The 18,039-nt window shown below is 65.5% G+C and carries 20 protein-coding genes; 10 read left to right on the top strand and 10 right to left on the bottom strand.

Features of this window, described 5'->3' with window-relative positions:
* The first annotated feature begins 99 nt into the window (after nucleotides 1-99).
* Both CEY09_RS20205 and CEY09_RS20200 read left to right on the top strand, forming a co-directional pair.
* Nucleotides 100-1,359 carry a M24 family metallopeptidase gene (locus tag CEY09_RS20205; RefSeq protein WP_088590032.1) on the top strand — a complete coding sequence of 420 codons (1,260 nt, stop codon included), beginning with the start codon at nucleotides 100-102 and terminating at the stop codon, nucleotides 1,357-1,359.
* A 32-nt stretch (nucleotides 1,360-1,391) separates the two neighbouring features.
* Nucleotides 1,392-2,027: a CerR family C-terminal domain-containing protein gene (locus tag CEY09_RS20200; RefSeq protein WP_088590031.1), complete on the top strand. Its 636-nt coding sequence runs from the start codon at nucleotides 1,392-1,394 to the stop codon at nucleotides 2,025-2,027.
* Nucleotides 2,028-2,045: 18 nt separating this feature from the next.
* Here CEY09_RS20200 and CEY09_RS20195 read toward each other — a convergent pair whose 3' ends face one another.
* Nucleotides 2,046-3,086: a metal-dependent hydrolase gene (locus tag CEY09_RS20195; RefSeq protein WP_088590030.1), complete on the bottom strand. Its 1,041-nt coding sequence runs from the start codon at nucleotides 3,084-3,086 to the stop codon at nucleotides 2,046-2,048.
* Nucleotides 3,087-3,193: 107 nt separating this feature from the next.
* Here CEY09_RS20195 and CEY09_RS20190 point away from each other — a divergent pair, with 107 nt between their 5' ends.
* From CEY09_RS20190 to CEY09_RS20180, 3 genes are all read left to right on the top strand, one after another.
* The gene (locus CEY09_RS20190) at nucleotides 3,194-3,832 is read left to right on the top strand and encodes a DedA family protein (protein ID WP_006227917.1); all 639 of its coding nucleotides are present in this window, start codon (nucleotides 3,194-3,196) and stop codon (nucleotides 3,830-3,832) included.
* A 16-nt stretch (nucleotides 3,833-3,848) separates the two neighbouring features.
* A complete protein-coding gene (locus CEY09_RS20185; RefSeq protein WP_088590029.1) occupies nucleotides 3,849-4,388 on the top strand; it encodes a hypothetical protein in 540 nt (179 codons plus the stop codon).
* 99 nt (nucleotides 4,389-4,487) lie between these two features.
* Nucleotides 4,488-5,138 carry a dUTPase gene (locus CEY09_RS20180; RefSeq protein WP_088590028.1) on the top strand — a complete coding sequence of 217 codons (651 nt, stop codon included), beginning with the start codon at nucleotides 4,488-4,490 and terminating at the stop codon, nucleotides 5,136-5,138.
* Between the two features lie 82 nt (nucleotides 5,139-5,220).
* Here CEY09_RS20180 and CEY09_RS20175 read toward each other — a convergent pair whose 3' ends face one another.
* The 6 genes from CEY09_RS20175 to CEY09_RS20150 form a co-directional block, all read right to left on the bottom strand.
* Nucleotides 5,221-6,333 carry an NADH:flavin oxidoreductase/NADH oxidase gene (locus CEY09_RS20175; protein ID WP_088590027.1) on the bottom strand — a complete coding sequence of 371 codons (1,113 nt, stop codon included), beginning with the start codon at nucleotides 6,331-6,333 and terminating at the stop codon, nucleotides 5,221-5,223.
* A 105-nt stretch (nucleotides 6,334-6,438) separates the two neighbouring features.
* A complete protein-coding gene (ehuA, locus tag CEY09_RS20170) occupies nucleotides 6,439-7,209 on the bottom strand; it encodes an ectoine/hydroxyectoine ABC transporter ATP-binding protein EhuA (protein ID WP_006227913.1) in 771 nt (256 codons plus the stop codon).
* Nucleotides 7,206-7,877, bottom strand: a complete 672-nt coding sequence (ehuD, locus tag CEY09_RS20165; protein ID WP_088590026.1) for an ectoine/hydroxyectoine ABC transporter permease subunit EhuD — start codon at nucleotides 7,875-7,877, stop codon at nucleotides 7,206-7,208. Before ehuD ends, ehuA begins: the two co-directional genes overlap by 4 nt.
* Entirely contained in the window at nucleotides 7,874-8,527 is a 654-nt protein-coding gene (ehuC, locus tag CEY09_RS20160) for an ectoine/hydroxyectoine ABC transporter permease subunit EhuC (RefSeq protein ID WP_088590025.1), read from the bottom strand. Before ehuC ends, ehuD begins: the two co-directional genes overlap by 4 nt.
* Before the next feature lie 9 nt (nucleotides 8,528-8,536).
* The gene (ehuB, locus tag CEY09_RS20155) at nucleotides 8,537-9,448 is read right to left on the bottom strand and encodes an ectoine/hydroxyectoine ABC transporter substrate-binding protein EhuB (protein ID WP_006227910.1); all 912 of its coding nucleotides are present in this window, start codon (nucleotides 9,446-9,448) and stop codon (nucleotides 8,537-8,539) included.
* A 178-nt stretch (nucleotides 9,449-9,626) separates the two neighbouring features.
* Nucleotides 9,627-10,781: an ABC transporter substrate-binding protein gene (locus CEY09_RS20150; protein WP_088590024.1), complete on the bottom strand. Its 1,155-nt coding sequence runs from the start codon at nucleotides 10,779-10,781 to the stop codon at nucleotides 9,627-9,629.
* Between the two features lie 243 nt (nucleotides 10,782-11,024).
* Between CEY09_RS20150 and CEY09_RS20145 the strand changes: the two genes are divergently transcribed.
* Nucleotides 11,025-11,450, top strand: a complete 426-nt coding sequence (locus tag CEY09_RS20145) for an OsmC family protein (RefSeq protein WP_006227908.1) — start codon at nucleotides 11,025-11,027, stop codon at nucleotides 11,448-11,450.
* Nucleotides 11,451-11,581: 131 nt separating this feature from the next.
* Nucleotides 11,582-12,871 (top strand): Nramp family divalent metal transporter, encoded by a 1,290-nt coding sequence (locus tag CEY09_RS20140; protein WP_088590023.1) that lies wholly within the window; start codon nucleotides 11,582-11,584, stop codon nucleotides 12,869-12,871.
* An 88-nt stretch (nucleotides 12,872-12,959) separates the two neighbouring features.
* Here the strand turns inward: CEY09_RS20140 and CEY09_RS20135 are convergent, their stop codons facing one another.
* Together CEY09_RS20135 and CEY09_RS20130 are read right to left on the bottom strand one after the other, a co-directional pair.
* A complete protein-coding gene (locus tag CEY09_RS20135; RefSeq protein ID WP_006227906.1) occupies nucleotides 12,960-13,181 on the bottom strand; it encodes a hypothetical protein in 222 nt (73 codons plus the stop codon).
* A gap of 180 nt (nucleotides 13,182-13,361) precedes the next feature.
* A complete protein-coding gene (locus CEY09_RS20130; RefSeq protein ID WP_088590022.1) occupies nucleotides 13,362-13,979 on the bottom strand; it encodes a TetR/AcrR family transcriptional regulator in 618 nt (205 codons plus the stop codon).
* Between the two features lie 83 nt (nucleotides 13,980-14,062).
* Here CEY09_RS20130 and CEY09_RS20125 point away from each other — a divergent pair, with 83 nt between their 5' ends.
* Nucleotides 14,063-15,346, top strand: a complete 1,284-nt coding sequence (locus tag CEY09_RS20125; RefSeq protein WP_052017967.1) for an MFS transporter — start codon at nucleotides 14,063-14,065, stop codon at nucleotides 15,344-15,346.
* Nucleotides 15,347-15,362: 16 nt separating this feature from the next.
* On the opposite strand, the gene CEY09_RS20120 is transcribed toward CEY09_RS20125, so the two are convergent.
* Nucleotides 15,363-16,070 carry a GntR family transcriptional regulator gene (locus CEY09_RS20120; protein ID WP_088590021.1) on the bottom strand — a complete coding sequence of 236 codons (708 nt, stop codon included), beginning with the start codon at nucleotides 16,068-16,070 and terminating at the stop codon, nucleotides 15,363-15,365.
* 128 nt (nucleotides 16,071-16,198) lie between these two features.
* Here CEY09_RS20120 and CEY09_RS20115 point away from each other — a divergent pair, with 128 nt between their 5' ends.
* Both CEY09_RS20115 and CEY09_RS20110 read left to right on the top strand, forming a co-directional pair.
* The gene (locus CEY09_RS20115; RefSeq protein WP_088590020.1) at nucleotides 16,199-17,194 is read left to right on the top strand and encodes a tripartite tricarboxylate transporter substrate binding protein; all 996 of its coding nucleotides are present in this window, start codon (nucleotides 16,199-16,201) and stop codon (nucleotides 17,192-17,194) included.
* A gap of 43 nt (nucleotides 17,195-17,237) precedes the next feature.
* A complete protein-coding gene (locus tag CEY09_RS20110; RefSeq protein WP_088590019.1) occupies nucleotides 17,238-18,038 on the top strand; it encodes an enoyl-CoA hydratase/isomerase family protein in 801 nt (266 codons plus the stop codon).
* The last annotated feature ends 1 nt before the right edge of the window (nucleotide 18,039 follow it).

The raw sequence follows: 18,039 nt of genomic DNA, 5'->3' as shown, positions 1-18,039 counted from the left end.
CGACGGGCAGTCAATACGGAGGCTCCCCCTCAATTGATTAATTCATTTGAATGAATTAAATTGCGAGCCTGTCTCAACCCTCCCCATCAGGACTTCGCCTTGCCTGCCTTCCCTTCCCCCCCCCTCACCCTCGCTGAACGCGACCGCCGCTGGCAACTTGCCCGCGAGGTGATGCATGCCGAGCGCCTGGAAGCCCTGATCGTGTATGGCGACCGGGAGGCCTGCGCGCCTGCCGGTTTTGCCCAGGACTGCTACTTCACCAACGACCGCCCGGGATCGATGGTGGTTTTCATCGGCGACGAAACGCCGCGGGTCTACACCTTTGCGTCGTTGATGGTGGCTGACCACCTGCAAGCGGCCCTGCGCGGCGACCTGCAATGGATCGCGCCCGAACAGTTGTTCGTTGGCAAGACGGGCCGCGATGTCGGCGCCTGGCTGGCAAGCCGCGGGATGAACGGCACCCGGATCGGCATCATCGGGCTGGAACCCTATCCGCCCTTTTATTTCGACGGCGCCATGCCGGCCAGGACGCTTCAGGCATTGGAGGCAGCGATGCCCGACGCGGCATTCGTTCCGGTGTTCCGGGCCTTCTTCCAGCGCGCGTCCGTAAAAAGCGAAGAAGAACTTGGCTTGCTGCGTTACGCCGCACATATCGGCGAAGCCATGAGCGAAACCCTTCGGGCCACCGCCAAACCGGGCGTCTCCGAGGCCGAATTAGTGGCGGCGGTGACGGCAACCTGCTTTTCGATGGGCGGATATACGGCCGAAATACTGCTCGGGTCGGGCCCGGAGTATGTCGGTTGGGGACCTGCGGCATGGCAATACCGCGCCCAGGCGCCCAGGGTGCTGCGCGAAGGGGATTTGATCCTGTCCGAGATCTTCGCCCTGTACGGCATGATGGAAACGCAACACCAGGCTGCCGTGGCGCTCGGCGAGGTGCATCCCGATATCCTGCGCGCGGCCGACATCGCCCGCGCAAGCTACGAGGCAGGCGTGCAGACATTGCGCGTTGGCCGCACGTTTGGCGATGTGGTGGACGCCATGGAAGCCCCGTTGCTGGCGGCAGGCGGCTGGCACGTCCATCCGCTGATCCACAGCATCAATCCTTACGGTCCTGTAGGATTCGGCACCGCACCGGGCATCGAATCGCTACCCGAAGCCGCCCGCTATCCTGCGCTGAAGCGGCTGCCCACCGTCGGGCGCGACGTTCCGCTGCAAGAGGGCATGTGCTTTGCCTTCGAACCGAATTGCGCCTTCGGGCGGCACATGGCTAATATCGGCGGCACTGTGCTTGTCGGCGCCACGGCAGGGGTCGAATTGAACGACAACTCCACGCGGCTGATGCACGCCGATATCTAGCAAGGCGCGAACGCCTGGAAATGACGACATTGATGCAAGATCTGGACACGCTCAACGCGCGCACCCGCGACACCCGGGACCGGCTTATCCGGGCCGGGCTTGCCCTATTCAGCCGCCAAGGGCTCGACGGCGTACGGACGCGGCAACTGGTGGACGAAGCGGGCGTGAACCAGTCTGCCATCCCTTACCACTTCGGCGGCAAGGAAGGCGTGTACGCCGCCGTGCTGGAACAGGTGGCCGCGGGCATCGTCGACCGCCTGGATCTGCGGCAACCCGCGGCTGCCTCGGCCGACGCAGCCCGCGTCGCGCTCAAGTCGCTCATGCGGGACTTTGCCCGCACCCTGCTGGACTCCGAGGCATCGACAGCCGGCAGCCTGCTGCTGGCGCGCGAACAACTCCGGCCAACGGAAAAATTCGATGCGCTCTACACGCGGCTGTTCCTGCCGCTGCATACGAACGTCGCGGATCTGGTGGCCGACATCCGGAACGAGGACCGCGGCCGGCGGGATCAGGTGCTTCGTGCCCACGCGATCCTGGGCCAGGCGCTTGCGTTTGCGGTCGCGCGCGAGGCGTTGCTGCGTCGGCTTGGCGTGCCGGCCTTGTCTGAACAGGACGTCGCGGACATTGCCGAGATGGTCGGCGACATGGCAATCGCTGCCTGCACCTGAGCCAGACACGCCGCGCGCCTACTTCGTCGACAGCACCGACCAATCCGCCAACGGCAAGGGCGGCTGCGCGTGCAGAATGCGAGCCAACACCAATTTCAATTCGGCCCACCCGCCCCGCTCGCTGGGCCAACTGGACGGCGTGACCGGCTTCCAGCTGCCGTCCGCCGTGCGCTCGGCCATCTTGAAGCGGAAGGTATAGTGCCCCGCCATGCCCATGCGCAGGTCGGTCACCACCAGCGCGTCGCCGATCGCGTCGTAACGCAGCCAGTCATCCGTGAACCACCGCAGCCGCTGGAGCAAGGGCACGTCGGCCAGCGCCTGGCCCAGATCCAGGTTCAAGGGCTGGAGCAGCCATTCCGGCTGGCCGCGGTCAAACAGGCTGCTGACTGATTCGTAGTAGTCGCCGTCCGCCGTCTTGGCGATCACGCGCCACAACAGGGTATTGAACGGCATCGACACGGCGCGCAGTTCCGTGACGGCGATGCCCTGCTGCCGCATCGCGTCGCGCACGCGCTCTTCGGCCACCATGCGGCTGGCCAGGCCAAAGCCCAGGTAGGCCGTGCTGAAGATCAAGGCGGCCGCCAACAGCCGTCGCGCGCGGTCCGTCATGCCCACCGCGATGGCGAATACCACGCCCGCCAGCAGCGGCACCGTATAGACCGGATCGATGATGAAGATGGCCGACCAGCTTTCGGGAATGGTCGCCAATGGCCAGAAAAGCTGCGTGCCGTAGACCGTGAACGCGTCCAGCACCGGATGCGTCACCAGCACCAGCCATAAGGTAAGGAACAGCCTTCGCCCCCCGTACGGCGCCTGCGGCCAATATTTGCGTATCAGCCAGGTCAGCAAGAGCGCCAGGCCGGTCAGCACGAACACCGAATGGGAAAAGCCCCGGTGATAGGTCATGAGCGAAACCGGGTCCGGATAGCGCATCAGCACGTCCAGGTCCGGCACCGTGGCCAGCGCGGCGCCGTAGATCAGCGCCCGGCGCCCCTGAAAGCGCCCCAGCATGACGCCCTGTATGCCCGCGCCCAGCACGGCTTGTGTCACTGAATCCATAGTTCCTCAATGCGTCGCATCATTCAGATAGCCTAGATAACATTTGGCCACCAAAGCAGGCGTTAAGATACCCGATTGCTTTCAGCTAATTTTCAGACTTCGCCCTCATGGACCAATACATAGACAAAATCGGCCTTTTCATCGAGGCCAACCAGGTGTGGGCCGGCCCGATCACGTTCCTGCTGACCCTGGGTGAATCCATGGTGCTGCTAGGCCTGTTCATTCCTGCCACCGCGCTGATGCTGCTGACGGGCGGCCTGATCGGCGCCGGCACGCTGGACCCCTGGGGCATCATCGCCTGGGGCATCGCGGGCGCCATCGTGGGCGACGCGCTGTCCTATTGGCTGGGGCGCTGGGCCGGCCCCGGCGTCTTGCGCCGCTGGCCGCTCAAGCAACAACGCACCGGTGTGGCGCGCGCCCGTCTGTTCTTCTACCGCTACGGCTTCGCATCGGTGCTGATCGGCCGGTTCCTGGGACCGATCCGCTCCACAATCCCCACCGTCGCCGGCGTGATGGGCATGGCGCAAAGCCGCTTCCAACTGGCCAATGTGCTGTCGGCCTTCCTGTGGATGCCGCTGATGCTGGCGCCGGGGTATATCACCGCGCGCAGCCTGGGCACCGCGGAAAACGCGCAACAGATTGCCATGATGATCGGCGCAGGGCTCTCCGTGCTGCTAGGATGCGGACTTCTGCTCGCCATGGTCCGCAAGCGCCGTCAACCGGCGCGGGTCCGGCGCGGCAATTGAACCGAAAGAGGGAGTCATGGCGATAGATCTGGAGCCGAAAAACGGCGATTTCGCGCGCTATATCGAGAATCTGACGAATGCGGGCGGCACCACGCCCGGCCGGGTTCCCGACAAGCGCGAAGCCAGCCGTAAATCCGCCCCGCCGGCCGCCGTGCCCGTGCCGCCGCCTGCCTCCGACTCGCTGTCCACCGCGCCCTGGGGCAAACCGGCTTCGCCCCCCATGCAGGCCCGGCGCGACGCCGCCTCGCCGGGCGCCACCGCGCCGGCGCAAAGCGACGAAGGCACGGTCTCGCTGGCCCGGCGCGCCCGGCAGCGCAAGATCGGCGCCATCCTGACGATCGCGGGCATCCTGGCGGGCTGGGCCGCCGTCAACATCGCATTCCGTGCGTTCCGCAGCCCGCAGTTCGAGCTGGACGAATTCGTGCCCGCCGTCTTCCTGGGGTTCTTCGCATTCATGCTGATCAAGGCGGCCGGCGCCGCGCGCAATCCGCGCAAGACGCTGCCGGGGAAGCTGCCGCCGCTGAAAACGTCGTCGTACCGGAAGGACGGCGGCTGACGCCAGCGGCCCGACGGCACGGTGGCTAAGTGCTAACATTTCCGCCGCGATTGAATACCCCCATGAAACCCCGGAGTGAAAGTGAATAACGTTGTCGGATTGAACCAGGCCCAGGCGGCCACGATGCTGAAGTTGCAGGACCACTTGAACAGCATGATCAATCCCGACTGGGTCAACGGCGGAGCCCGCTTCCTGCGCGCCGCCTTCGTCGAGTCCGCCGAAGCCCTGGAGCACTACGGCTGGAAGTGGTGGAAGAAGCAGACCATCGACCTGCCCCAGGTGCAGATGGAACTGGTCGACATCCTGCACTTCTACCTGTCCCACACCATCGTCGAGGCCCGCGGCCAGCTGGATGGCGCGGCCGATGCCCTCGTGGCCGATCTGGCCACCGCGCCCTCGGTCGTGCTGGACGGCAAGACCTACGCGCTGAACGGCCTGCCCGTGCCGGAACTGCTGGAACTCATCGGCGGCCTGGCCGTCTGCGGCCGCGCCAGCTACAAGGTGCTGGAACAGACCATGACGGCGTGCGAAATGAGCTGGAACGACGCCTACACGCAATACGTGTCGAAGAACGTGCTGAACATCTTCCGCCAACAGCACGGCTACAAGGAAGGCACGTACATCAAGATCTGGAACGGCGAAGAAGACAACGTCGTGCTGGCGCGCCTGTTGTCGCAACTGGACCCGGCCAGCGCGGATTTTGCCGATGCGCTGAACCGCGAACTCGAACAGGCCTATTCGCGCCTGTAAACCGCGCCCTGCCCTGAATGAAAAACGCCGCATCAATGCGGCGTTTTTCATTCGCGTGTGAACGCGCGGCAATCAAGATGGGTCAGCGCTGGCCGAAGCGCGTCTCGCCGAACAGTTCCTTCAGCTCGCGAGGCTGCGAACGCCAGTACTGGCGCGGCGCCGTCACCTGGCCACCCAGTTGCGCCGCGGCATGCCACGGCCAGCGCGGGTCGTAGAGCATGCCGCGCGCCATCGCGACCATGTCGGCCTGCCCTTGCGCCAGGATGTCTTCGGCCTGTTGCGCTTCGGTGATCAGCCCGACCGTGATGGTGGGCATGCCGACCTGGCGCTTGATCGCTTCTGCGAACGGCACCTGGTAGTTCGGCCCCACGGGGATCTTCTGCTGCGACGACACGCCGCCGCTGGACACGTCGATGAATTCACAGCCGCGCGCTTTCAGCGCCTGCGCAAACACTAAGGTCTGTTCCAGGTCCCAGCCGCCCTCCACCCAATCGGTGGCTGATACGCGCACGCCCAGCGCCACGGAAGATGGGGTGACCTCGCGCAGCGCCTGGAACACTTCCAGCGGGAAACGCATGCGGTTTTCCAGCGAGCCGCCGTAAGCGTCCTGGCGCTGGTTCGACAGGGGCGACAGGAACTGGTGCAGCAGGTAGCCGTGGGCGGCATGCAGTTCGATGGCGTCAAAGCCCAGGCGGATGGCGCGGCGGGCGCTATCCACGAATGCGTCGCGCACGCGTGCCAGGCCGGCCTCGTCCAATGCATGGGGCGGAGGTTCGGACGCATTGTGCGCAATGGCCGACGGCGCCCAACCCTGCCAGCCGCCATTGGCGGGCGGGACAAGCTGGCCACCGTTCCAGGGGGCGTCACTGGACGCCTTGCGGCCGGCGTGGCCCAGCTGGATGCCGAGCTTGATGGGGGAATAGCGGCGCACCGCGGCCACCACGCGGCCCAGGGCGGCCTCGGTCTCGTCCGACCACAGGCCCAGGTCCCCCGGCGAGATACGGCCATCGGCCTCGACCGCGGTGGCCTCCGTGAACAGCAACGCCGCGCCCGACAAGGCCAGATGGCCCAGATGGATCATGTGCCAGTCGGTGGCACAGCCCTCTTCGGCCGAGTATTCGCACATGGGGGCGATGACGATGCGGTTGGCAAGCGGGACGTTGCCGATCGCCGTGGGACTGAACAGATGACTCATGCTGGGGCCTCCGGGCCGTTGGACGCCACAGCATAGCGCCCGCCGTTGGCCCCGATCCCAATCCCAACGCCCCCGTCAGGGTTAAATGCCGCCCCCGCGCATCCGCTATTGGCCTTCGATCACGCTGTCCAGGAACTGGCGCGTGCGCGCTTCTTTCGGCTGGCTGAACAGCACCGGGGACTCGGCGTCCTCGACGATATTGCCTTCGTCGAAGAACAGCGTGCGGTCCGAGCTGCGTTCGGCGAACTTCATCTGGTGGGTGACGATGATCATCGTCATGCTGCGCCGGGCGGACAGGTCCCGCAGGATCTGCAGGATGCCGCCGACAAGCTCCGGATCCAGCGCGGAGGTGACTTCGTCAAACAGCATGATCTCGGGGCACATGGCCAGCGCGCGGGCGATGCCCACCCGCTGCTTCTGGCCGCCGGACAATTGCGCCGGATAGACATCCAGCTTGTCGCCCAGGCCAACCATGTCGAGGTATTCCACGGCGCGCTCGCGTGCCTGATCTTTCGGCATGCCCAACACATGCACCGGCGCCTCCATCGCGTTGCCCAGCGCCGTCATGTGCGGAAACAGGTTGAAGTGCTGGAACACCATGCCGATCTTGCCGCGCACGCGGCGCAGGTGTTCGGAATTGGTGCCCACGGGGCGCCCCTGCTCGTCCTTCCACATGGATTGGCCGTCGATCTCGATATCGCCGCTGGTGGGCTGGTCCAGCGTCATCAGCACGCGCAGCAAGGTGGACTTGCCCGACCCGGACGGGCCGATCACCGCCACCGTCTGGCCTGCCGGAATTTCCAGATTGATGCCGCGCAGCACCTCCAGCTCTCCGTAACGCTTATGCAGATTCCTGATGTTCAAGCTGGCGCTCATCGCTTTCCTCCATATCGTTGCAGGCGGGCCTCCAGGCCGCGCACACCCCACGCCGCCACCAGGCTCAGGGCCAGGAACAGCAGGCCCACCAGCGTCAGGGGTTCGGTGTACCGAAACGTCGCGGACCCGATCATCTTGCTTTGCTGCAGCAGTTCCACCACGGTGATGGCCGACAGCAGCGGCGTGTCCTTGAACATCGCCACCAGGTAGTTGCCCAGCGCCGGCACCACGGGCGGGATCGCCTGGGGCAGCACGACGCCAATGGCGGTGCGCCAGCGCGACATGTTCAAGGCGGTGGCTGCTTCCCATTGCCCGCGGGGCACCGCTTCGATGCCCGCGCGGTAGACCTCGGCGCAATACGCGGCATAGTGCAGCCCCAGCGCCACGATGCCGGTCGTCAGCGGCGACATCTGCGCCCCCGTCAACGGCAGCACATAGAACAGGAAATACATCTGCACCAGCAGCGGCGTGCTGCGCACGAACTCGATCACGAACGCCGTGGGCAGCGACACGATGCGCAGCCGAGACCGCCGCAACATCGCCAGCACGAGGCCCAGCGTGACCGCCACCAGCATGCCCAATACCGTCGCCTGGATGGTGATGATGAGGGCAGACCCCAGCGTGGGCAGGATCTCCAGCGCGAAAGACCAATCGAATATCGGTGTCATCGGACGCGGACCCTCCGCTCAAGCAGGCGCACGCCCGCGGTGATCAGCAAGGCCACCCCGAAATACATCAACAGCATCAAGGCGAAGATCTCCGTCGTGCGCAGCGTTTCGCTGCGCAGCAGCTGGCCTCGGAAGGTCAGGTCGGTGATGGTGATCAGCGACACCAGCGCCGTGTTCTTCATCAGTTCGATCAGTAGGTTGCCGGCGGGCGGCAGCATGGCGGGAATCGCCTGCGGCACCACGATGCGGCGCAGGATCTGGGCACGGGTCAGGTTCAGCGCCACGCCGGCCTCGCGCTGACCGGGCGGCACGGCCCGGATGGCGCCGCGCACCACTTCGGCCCCGTAGGCGCCGGCGTTCAACGCCAGCACAACAATCCCCACCAGCATGGCCGGCAACTGGACCCCGAACAGCGGCAGCACGAAATAGAACCAGAACAGCTGCACCAGGGCCGACGTGCCCCGGAAGACTTCGACATAGACCGACGCCAGCCAGCGCACCGGCCGCAACGGCGACATGCGCCCGATGCCGGAGGCCAGGGCCAGCGGCACGGCCAGCACGACGGCGCCGGCCATGATTTCCAGCGTGACGACCAGCCCCTCAAGCAGGGGCGGCACCAGTTCCGCGATGTGCTCTGAAATCAGTTGCATCGGCGCCCCTTATTGTCCGGCGCAGAGCTTGGCGGCGGTCACGCCCTGAGGCAGCTCCTCGCTGGTGAAGCCGAAGGGCGCCACCAGTTTCTTGTGTTCATCGGTGCCGATGTACTTGGCCAGTTCCGCATTGAAGGCGTCGGCGAAGGCCTTGTCGTCGGTGCGGAACGCGTAAGCGCCATAGCCGCGCACGCCCTTGCCGTCGATCACGGGGTCCGTGAACGGGTCGGCCTTCTCCAGCCCGCTGCCGTCCTGCGTCTTGCCCATCAGGTCGTTGATGGTGAGCGCGGTGGCGGCGTAGGCGTCGGCCCGGCCGGCCTGCACGCCGGACAAGGCGCTGACGGCGTCCGGGAACACCACGACCTGGCCAGCGGGAATCTTCACTTTCTGGGCATAGTCGCCCTCGATGGCGCCCACCACGACGCCCAGCTTGGCGTCGGGATTCTTCACCACGTCTTCATAGCTGTGCAGGTTCTTGGGGTTGCCCTGCTTGACCAGGAAGGCTTCGCCCACCCCGTACGTCGGGTCCGAGAACGCCACCTGCTGGCAGCGCTCGGGCGTGACGTACATGCCGGCGGCAATGATGTCGAAACGCTTGGCGGCCAAGCCCGGAATCAGGGAGCCGAACTCGGTCAGCACGCCCTCGACTTCGTTGATGCCCATACGCTGGAGCACGACGCGGGCAATCTCGACAGATTCACCGGTGACCTTGGCCTCTTTGCTGTCCATGTAGGCGAACGGCGCCTCGTTGGCGTAGCCGATGCGGATCTTGCCTGCGGCCTTGGCCGCTTCCAACGTGTTCGTCGCGCCTGCTGGCGCGCCGCCGCCCGTTGCGGCCTTATCGGCCCCCGAGTCGGAACACGCGGCCAATACGCCCAGGCTCAAGGCCAACAACAAGCGTCTGGATTGGAGCAAGGTCATGGATTTTTTCTCCCAAATTTATTTCTAGGTGCATGGCTTCACTAAAAATAATACGCTATTAAATGATTTCTATACGAATCATATGGGCGTGAAAAAGCAGGCCTAAGCCTGCTTTTGGGGACTGATGCCCTATGGAGCGTCAGTAAATGCTACGAAAGGTAGATATCTATGTTTACGCCTACTGCGCGTAGGAGAACCGGCCGTTCTTGACGACACCCATCACGCGGGCGCGTTCGTCGAAACCCTGATGATTGTCCTTCGAAATATTCAGCACGCCGTTGGGCACGACCAGGTCGCGGGTATTTTCCAGCGCATCGCGCAAGGCCGCGCGGAATTCCGGCGTGCCGGGCTTGGCGCCCGTCTTCAACGCCCGGGCCACTGCCGAATCCAGCAGCATCCAGGCGCCATAGGCGTCGCCCGCGAACTGCGTCAGCGTATTGGCCCCGTACTGGCCTTCGTACTTGTCGGCGAACGCCACGGCCACTTTCTTGACCGGGTTGCTGTCAGGCAGCTCTCGCGCCACCACGCCCGGGCCGGTCGGGAACAGGGTGCCTTCCACGTCCTTGCCGCCGACCTGCAGGAATTCCAGCGTGCCGATGCCATGGGTCTGGTAGATGGCGCCGGTGTACCCGCGTTCCAGCAGCGTCTTCTGCGGCAAGGCAGACGGCGTGCCGGCGCCGGCGACCAGGACGGCGTCCGGCTTGGCGGCGATGACCTTCAACGCCTGGCCCACGACCGATGCGTCGGTACGCTGGAAGCGCTCCTGCGCCACGATCTTCAAGTCGTCGCCAGCGGCGGCGGTGAATTCCTTCCACCAGCTGTCGCCATAGGAATCCGCGAAACCGATGAAGGCCACGTTCTTCAGGCCCTTCTTCTTCATGTCTTCCACCAGCACGGTCGCCATCAGCGAATCGTTCTGCGGCATCTTGAACGCCCAGGCGCGCTTGGGGTCGGACAAGGGTTCCACGATGACGCTGGAGGCCGCCAGCGCGATCATCGGCGTCTTGGTTTCGGCCAGCACGTCCAGTCCGGCCAACGCGGCGGCCGTGGTGTTGGGGCCGACGATGGCGTCCACCTTGTCTTCGGAGGTCAGCTTGCGCATGTTCTTCACCGCGCGGCTGACATCGGTGCCGTCGTCCAGCACCACGTAGCGCGCCGGCTCGCCACCCAGCGTGTTCGGCCACAGGCGAATCGCGTTGTTGGTCTGGATGCCGATGGCGGCGGCGGGCCCCGTGGTCGACACGTTCACGCCGATCACGACGTCGGCGTGGGCGGACAAAACGGGTAAGACCAGCGCGGCGGCGCAGGCATAACGCAGGAAATGGCGTGACATGACAGCAGGCTCTTCGAGTTGAATGAAAGCGATGGCGCTATTTTGCCTGATGGGACTGGCGCGCTTCGGCCTGCCGTTACATCGGCTTGCCGTTGCGCACCGGTGGATTCCGCGCCCGCCCCCTAGCCTCGCCGTATCATGAACGATGCCGCCTTCGGCAACATGCACCGCCCGCAGCGGCGGATCGCATCCCTGCACCGGACGCGCCCGTGGTGGGCGCGCCCCCCTTAAACAGGAGTCACCATGAAGAAAACCGCATCCGCCGCCTGGTCGGGCGATCTGAAGACTGGCAAGGGCACGATCTCCACCCAAAGCGGCGCGCTCAAGAGCCAGCCCTACGGCTTCAATACGCGCTTCGGCGATACCCCGGGCACCAACCCCGAGGAACTGCTGGGCGCCGCGCACGCCGGCTGCTTCACCATGGCGCTGTCCAACATCCTGTCGGAATCCGGCCTGGTCGCCACCAGCCTGGACACCAAGGCTGAAGTCACGCTGGACAAAGTGGACGACGGCTTTTCCATCACCGCCGTCCACCTGACCGTGGAAGCCGTCATCCCCGGCGCCACTGCGCAAGCCTTCGAGGAGGCCGCCCGCAAGGCCGAAACCGGCTGCCCGGTGTCGAAGGTGCTCAAGGCCAAGATCACCATGGACGCCAAGCTCAAGTCCTGATTCCGCCCTGTCCCGGATGGCGTATCCCCTGGGGATGCGCCATTGGGCGCCCCTATCCCGGTCTTGCCCAAAATCAATTTGACGGCCGGCACTCTCTTCTAGACAATGAGAATCATTCTCAGGAGTGCCGTATGACCGGATTCATCTACGCGATATCGGGCGGTAAAGCCGCCCTTGCGCAAGACGCCCAGGTGTCGGCGAATCTGCGCCGCATGGTCGGTTCCGGCATCCTCGTGGCCGTGGGCTACATCGATCCGGGCAACTGGGCCACCGACATCGCCGGCGGCAGCGGCTTTGGCTACGGATTGCTGATGGTCGTCATCACCTCGGCGTTCCTGGCCCTGGGTTTTCAGATCCTGGTATCGCGCCTGGCGCTGGCCACCGGGCAAGATCTGGCCACGCTGACGGCCCGCCACCTGTCACCCCGCTGGTCCAAGGCGGCCTGGCTGGCTGGTGAAGCCGCCATCCTGGCCACTGCCCTGGCCGAACTGATCGGCGGCGCAATCGCGCTGCGCCTGCTGTTCGGCCTGCCGCTGATCGCCGGCGTGGCCGTGACCGGTGTCGGCACCTTCGCCGTGCTGGCGCTGACCCGCGGCAATGCCGACCGCCACGAACGCGTCATCGCCCTGCTGCTGGCGGTGGTGGCCGCGTCCTTCGTCTACCTGCTGTTCAAGGCCAATCCGGCGTGGACGGAAGTGGCGCACGGCGTCACGCAAACCGGCCATGCGCTGCGCGACCCGCAAGGCTTCCTGATCGCCCTGGGCATCCTGGGCGCGACCCTGATGCCGCACAACCTCTATCTGCACTCCGGGTCGCTGGCCGAACGCGCCAAAGCGCTGCCTCCGTCCGCGCTCGACATGGCGATGCGCCTGGCTCGCAACGACACCATCGTGTCCCTCGGCGTGGCCATGCTGATCAACTCGGCGATCATGATCGTGGCGGCGGCCTCGCTGTCCGGGTCGGGGTTGATCGTGTCCAGCCTGGACGATGCCCATGCCGTGATCGGCCAGACGCTCGGTATCGGCGCCGCGATCGTCTTCGCCGTGGCGCTCTATGCCGCCGGCCAAAGCTCCACGATCACGGGCGTGCTGGCCGGACGCATCCTGTCCAAGGGCTTCCAGATCCGCAGCAACTGGTCGGACCGCCGGCGCGCATTGATGACCCGGCTGATTGCGGGCGCCGCCGCCGTGGGCCTGCTGATCTTCACGGGCGGCAAGGATCCCGACGAACTGCTGGTGCTGAGCCAAGTCATCCTGAGCCTGGCCCTGCCCTTCGCCTTGGGGCCGCTGGTGCTGCTGGCCTGCCGCAAGGGCGTCATGGGCCAGCATGCGCTGCGCGGCGCCTGGGCCTGGGCCGCGGTCAGCGCCACGGTCGGCATCGTGATCCTGGACGGCTACCTGTTGGTCGACATGGTGGTCTGAGCCGGGACACCGGCATCGCCTGGGTCGACCCCCAGCGCAAAAAAAACGCCAGCAATCGCTGGCGTTTTTTCTGTCGGACCGCTTGCGCTCAGTGGCGGGCGGAGATGACCGGATGCTGCTGTCGGCCGGCGTCCATGTCATGCAGGACTTCGCCCACGGCGCCGCCCCACGAAGCCAGGCGCGTCTTCAGGCGCAGCCAGGTGCCGCGGGTGAAGGGGCCGGACAGAGTTTCCGCTTTGACGGCCTCGCGGATCAGGGACCGCTCCAGCGCATCCGACATACGGGCATTTTTCAACGCGGTATCGCTCATGATTCTCTCCTTGAGAAAGGCGATGTGGAACAACACGAATTCATGTTAGATCCGCGTTTGCTGCGTTGCAACGAAAATATCAACCATTAATTTGTTCGTTGCGCAATGGGTACAAACACCACCATAACGGTGCATTCGGCACCACATTAAGCACTGCTTTTGTGCAGCGCAATACACCTTTCAGCCGGGCAAATGGGCCTGGATCAGCTTATCGGCCATCTCGGCCACCCTTCCCGCCGGACCTCCTTGGCCGAACAACTGGCTGGAAACGAAAGCGCCCTCGATCAACAGCAGCAAGCCATCGGCCAGCGCCTCGGGGTCGCCCGCGCCCATGCCTGCCGCCATCTCGTTCAACCGGCGGCGTAACTCCAGCTTGTGTTCGACGGCAACCGCCCGGGCGGGATGCTCGGGTTCGGGATACTCGACCGCCGCATTGGTCAGCCCGCAGCCCCGGTAACCACTCAACACGGCGCGCTTGCTCAAACCCGACAAGTAATCCAGCAGCTGCGCGCGCGGATCGCCCGGATGCGCATCACAAGCGGCATTGAAACGCGCCCAGAATTCTGCGTCGTAATCGCGCAGATAGGTCGCCGCCAGCTCGTCCTTGGACGAAAAGCTGCGGTACAGGCTGGGTTTGGTCACGCCGGCCTGGGTCACGATGGCGTCGACCCCGACCGCCCGGATCCCGTCGCGGTAGAACATTTCGCGCGCGGTCTTGCGGATGCGGTCGGCCGCCAGCAGCGGTTTGGTTGCCGGCTGGTCCGGGGTGGCGGACGGGGCGGAGGGTTTGCTGGCCATTCGGGTCTCCATCAAATAGTGCTTGACGATGTTACTGACCGGTACGTACTATTCGCAAACCTAAATACGTACCGGTCAGTAACATGAGTATAGCACACCCCCCCATCCCGTTCCGGCGCGCCGGCCAAAAGTACGCTTTTGTCGTGGTCGCGGTGATTTTCCTTTCGTTGCTGGTGTCGGCCGGGCTGCGCTCGTCGCCCAGCGTATTGCTGGTGCCGCTTGAAGAAGCGTTCGGCTGGAGCCGCAGTTCGATCTCGTTCGCCGCGGCCGTCGGCATCTTCCTGTATGGCCTGATCGGCCCCTTCGCCGCCGCCGCGATGGAGCGCTTCGGCTTGCGCCGCATCCTGATCGGGGCGCTCGTGCTGATGTCCGCCTCCAGCGCTGTTAGCGCCTACATGACCGAACCCTGGCACCTGCTCATGACCTGGGGCGTGTTCTCGGGCATCAGCTCGGGCGCGGTGGCCTCGGTATTGGGCGCCACCATCGTCAATCGCTGGTTCACCAAGCATCGCGGCCTGGTAATGGGCCTGCTGACCGCCAGCACCGCCAGCGGTACGCTGGTGTTCCTGCCGGTACTGGCCACGCTGGCTTCCTCCGGCGACTGGACCCGCGTGGTCTGGACGGTGGCAGCCGCCGCCGCCGCGCTGGTGCCGCTGGCCTGGTGGCTGGTGCCCGACCGCCCTTCCAGCGTCGGTCTGGTGCCGTTCGGCAGCGATCCGAACGCGCCCCCCGCCCCCGCCGCGCCGCGCACCGGCATGGTCGCCGCCACCTTCGGCGCCCTGGCGCGCGCCGCCAAGACCCGCACGTTCTGGTTCCTGTTCGCGACCTTCTTCATCTGCGGCTTCACCACCAACGGCCTGGTCGGCACGCACCTGATCGCGCTTTGCGGCGACCACGGCATGCTGGAAGTCCAGGCAGCCGGCCTGCTGGCGATCATGGGCATCTTCGACCTGGTGGGCACCACGGCCTCGGGGTGGCTGACCGACCGCTACGACCCGCGCAAGCTGCTCTTCGTCTACTACGCGCTGCGCGGCCTGTCGCTGATCTATCTGCCCTATTCCGACTTCTCGTTCTACAGCCTGTCGATCTTCGCGATCTTCTTCGGCCTGGACTGGATCGCCACGGTGCCACCCACGCTGCGCCTGACGACGGAAGCGTTCGGCGAACGCGATGCGGCAATCGTCTTCGGCTGGATCGTCGCCGGCCACCAGTTGGGCGCGGCCACCGCCGCGTGGATGGCCGGCGCCATCCGCGAAGCGCAAGGCAGCTACATGACGGCCTTCATCATCTCGGGCGCAACCGGCCTGATCGCCGCCGTGATCGCGCTGCGCATCGGCAAGAAGCAACTGACGGCGCAGCCCGCCTGACAGGCGCGGGCCGGGTTCAGGATTTGACGGCAGCGCCTGGGCGGCCACGAAGGTTGTAGGCCTTCTTGCCGCCCACGTGCTTGCGGATCAGCGTTTCGGCGCGCTTGCCGTCGCGCGCCATCAGCGCCTGCACGAAGGCCTCGTGGTCCGCGACCGCCGTCGTCCATTCGTCCAGATCGAAGTTGGACTTGTAGCGCAGCGCCTGCACCTGCAGGTTCAGCCGGTCATAGGACTGTGTCAGCGCGGGATTGTGGGCGGCGCGGTTGATCGCGATATGCGTGCCCATGCTGGCCGCGAAGTACGCGCGGATATCGCGCTTCTCGTAGTTTTCAAGCATCTGCGCATGCAGGCGAGCGATCTCGGCAAGCTCCGCCTCGGACGCGCGCTCGGCCGCGCTGCGAACAGCCAATCCCTCCAGCACGGACAGCACATCGAAAATGTTCTCGATGTCGTCGGCCGACAACTCGATCACCATCGCCCCGCGCTTGGGTTGCAACGCCACCAGGCCGTCCGAGGCCAGCATCCGGTAAGCCTCGCGCAACGGCGTTCGTGAAATCTTCAATTGATCGCACAGGTCCCGCTCGTTGAGCCAGGTGCCGGGCTTCAACGTGCCGTCGATGATCAGCTGCCGCAGCCGCTCGGCCACGACCGCCGGCAGGGTCGGGTGGCGAATCGCCAAATCGGGGACGGACACTTCCGGGATCGGACTTTCAGGGTTAGCCATGGGTTGTTCACGCTCACAACATCGATTATTTTTGTATCTGGTATACCAAACACCAAAGGAATACCAACCTGACCCCATCATAAATCAAGCAACACCCGGGCAGGTTTCATCCACCAAGGAGACTCCATATGAACAAGCATGCTCGCGCCTGGACGGGCGCGCTGGCCTTGGCGGCCGGCGTGGCCGCCGCCAGCCCCGCCCTGGCGCAGGATCCGGCGAAGTGGCCGGAACGCCCCATCCGCCTGGTCGTCGGGTTTGTGCCCGGCGGCGGCACCGACGTCTCGGCGCGCATCGTGTCCGCGCGCCTGTCCACCCTGCTTGGCCAGCAGATCGTGGTCGAGAACAAGCCGGGGGCCTCTGGCCTGATCGCCGCCGATTACGTGGCAAAAGCCGACCCCGACGGCTACACGCTGCTGCTGGCGAACATGCAGTCCACGGTCGCCGCGCCCTATGTCGTGCAATCCAGCATCGATCCCATCCGGGATTTCACCGCGGTGCGGTACATCGGGTCGGTGCCCAACGTGCTGGTCGTGAACCCGGCCAAGCACCGCTACGCCACCGTCCAGAACCTGGTGGATGACGCCCGCGCCAAACCCAAGCAGCTGCTGTACGCCTCGTCGGGCATGGGCAGCCCGCAACATCTGAGCGCCGCGCGTTTCTCGCAGATCGCCGGCGTGTCGATGGAGCACGTTCCCTACAAGGGCAGCGGCCAGGCCATGACCGACCTGCTGGGCGGCAATGTGGACATGAACTTCGACACGCTGCCCGGCGCCATCAACCAGATCCAGGCGGGCAAGCTACGACCGCTGGCGGTCACCAGCGCCGAACGCAGCAAGCGGCTGCCCGACGTGCCCACCCTGGCGGAATCCGGCATCAAGGGCCTGGACATCGTGCAGTGGTACGCGGTGCTGGCCCCGGCGCAGCTGCCCCGCCCGATCATGGACAAGCTGGACCGGGCGCTGGCCCAGACCCTGGCCGACCCCGAGATCGCGGCAAAGCTGGCCGACCAAGGCATGGACCTGGGCGGCGGGCCGCAAACCCCCGCGGCCTTCGCCGCCTATGTGCGCGACGAATGGACCAAGTACGGCAAGCTCACCGCCAGCCTTGGCCTGACGAAACAGTGATCCCCTGCGGGGGCTCGCCCCCGCGCCCGACCAAAGGAACCCCATGAGCGCTACTTCTACCCCCGACTCCACGCCCATCCTGCTGCAACGCGAGGGCGACATCGCGACCGTGGTGCTGAACCGGCCCGAAAAGCTCAACGCCTTCACCATCGACGGCTGGCGTCTGCTGGGCGACATCTTCCTGGAACTGGACCGCGAAGACAACGTGCGTTGCGTGCTGTTGCGCGGCGCTGGCGAAAAGGCGTTCTCGCCCGGCAATGACATCAGCGAATTCGAAACCGCGCGCAGCAACAAGCGGCAGGCCGTGGAATACGGCGCCGTCATGCGCCGCACGATCGAGGCCATCGGCGGCTGCCGCCACCCGGTCGTGGCGCAGATACACGGTATCTGCGTGGGCGGCGGCCTGGAGATCGCCAGTCTGGCCGATCTACGCATCTGCGGCGAAAGTTCGCGGTTCGGCGTCCCGATCAAGAACCTGGGGCTCGTGATGTCGTATTCGGAACTGGCGCCGCTGGTGCGCCTGGTTGGCCCGACCACCGCGCTGCAAGTGCTGCTGGAAGGAACGATATTCGACGCCGCCGAAGCGTTGCGGCTGGGCGTGGTCACGCGCGTCGTGCCGGACGATCAGGTGGCCGAGCAAGCCCAGACCGCCGCGCGCCGCATCGCCGACGGAGCGCCGCTCGTGGCACGTTGGCACAAGAAATTCGTGCGCAACCTGGTCCAGGGCAAGACATTGACCGACGCCGACCGCGACGAAGCCTTCGACTGCTTCGACACCGAGGACTTCCGAGCCGGCTACCGCGCCTTTCTCGCCAAGGCCAAACCGCAATTCAACGGCCGCTAAA

Source organism: Achromobacter marplatensis (assembly GCF_002209535.1).
Taxonomy (GTDB): domain Bacteria; phylum Pseudomonadota; class Gammaproteobacteria; order Burkholderiales; family Burkholderiaceae_B; genus Achromobacter; species Achromobacter marplatensis.
The sequence above is the reverse complement of the archived record's forward strand: the minus strand, read 5'-3'. Positions and strand labels throughout refer to the sequence as shown.

What these genes read in the sequence shown, in the direction of transcription:
- CEY09_RS20195 (WP_088590030.1), bottom strand. Translation starts at nt 3,086, where the DNA reads ATGGATTCAGTGACACAAGCCGTGCTGGGCGCGGGCATACAGGGCGTC.
- CEY09_RS20140 (WP_088590023.1), top strand. Translation starts at nt 11,582, where the DNA reads ATGACCGGATTCATCTACGCGATATCGGGCGGTAAAGCCGCCCTTGCG.
- ehuA (WP_006227913.1), bottom strand. Translation starts at nt 7,209, where the DNA reads ATGAGCGCCAGCTTGAACATCAGGAATCTGCATAAGCGTTACGGAGAG.
- CEY09_RS20145 (WP_006227908.1), top strand. Translation starts at nt 11,025, where the DNA reads ATGAAGAAAACCGCATCCGCCGCCTGGTCGGGCGATCTGAAGACTGGC.
- CEY09_RS20135 (WP_006227906.1), bottom strand. Translation starts at nt 13,181, where the DNA reads ATGAGCGATACCGCGTTGAAAAATGCCCGTATGTCGGATGCGCTGGAG.
- ehuD (WP_088590026.1), bottom strand. Translation starts at nt 7,877, where the DNA reads ATGACACCGATATTCGATTGGTCTTTCGCGCTGGAGATCCTGCCCACG.
- CEY09_RS20115 (WP_088590020.1), top strand. Translation starts at nt 16,199, where the DNA reads ATGAACAAGCATGCTCGCGCCTGGACGGGCGCGCTGGCCTTGGCGGCC.
- ehuB (WP_006227910.1), bottom strand. Translation starts at nt 9,448, where the DNA reads ATGACCTTGCTCCAATCCAGACGCTTGTTGTTGGCCTTGAGCCTGGGC.
- CEY09_RS20110 (WP_088590019.1), top strand. Translation starts at nt 17,238, where the DNA reads ATGAGCGCTACTTCTACCCCCGACTCCACGCCCATCCTGCTGCAACGC.
- ehuC (WP_088590025.1), bottom strand. Translation starts at nt 8,527, where the DNA reads ATGCAACTGATTTCAGAGCACATCGCGGAACTGGTGCCGCCCCTGCTT.
- CEY09_RS20150 (WP_088590024.1), bottom strand. Translation starts at nt 10,781, where the DNA reads ATGTCACGCCATTTCCTGCGTTATGCCTGCGCCGCCGCGCTGGTCTTA.
- CEY09_RS20125 (WP_052017967.1), top strand. Translation starts at nt 14,063, where the DNA reads ATGAGTATAGCACACCCCCCCATCCCGTTCCGGCGCGCCGGCCAAAAG.
- CEY09_RS20130 (WP_088590022.1), bottom strand. Translation starts at nt 13,979, where the DNA reads ATGGCCAGCAAACCCTCCGCCCCGTCCGCCACCCCGGACCAGCCGGCA.
- CEY09_RS20200 (WP_088590031.1), top strand. Translation starts at nt 1,392, where the DNA reads ATGCAAGATCTGGACACGCTCAACGCGCGCACCCGCGACACCCGGGAC.
- CEY09_RS20190 (WP_006227917.1), top strand. Translation starts at nt 3,194, where the DNA reads ATGGACCAATACATAGACAAAATCGGCCTTTTCATCGAGGCCAACCAG.
- CEY09_RS20175 (WP_088590027.1), bottom strand. Translation starts at nt 6,333, where the DNA reads ATGAGTCATCTGTTCAGTCCCACGGCGATCGGCAACGTCCCGCTTGCC.
- CEY09_RS20120 (WP_088590021.1), bottom strand. Translation starts at nt 16,070, where the DNA reads ATGGCTAACCCTGAAAGTCCGATCCCGGAAGTGTCCGTCCCCGATTTG.
- CEY09_RS20185 (WP_088590029.1), top strand. Translation starts at nt 3,849, where the DNA reads ATGGCGATAGATCTGGAGCCGAAAAACGGCGATTTCGCGCGCTATATC.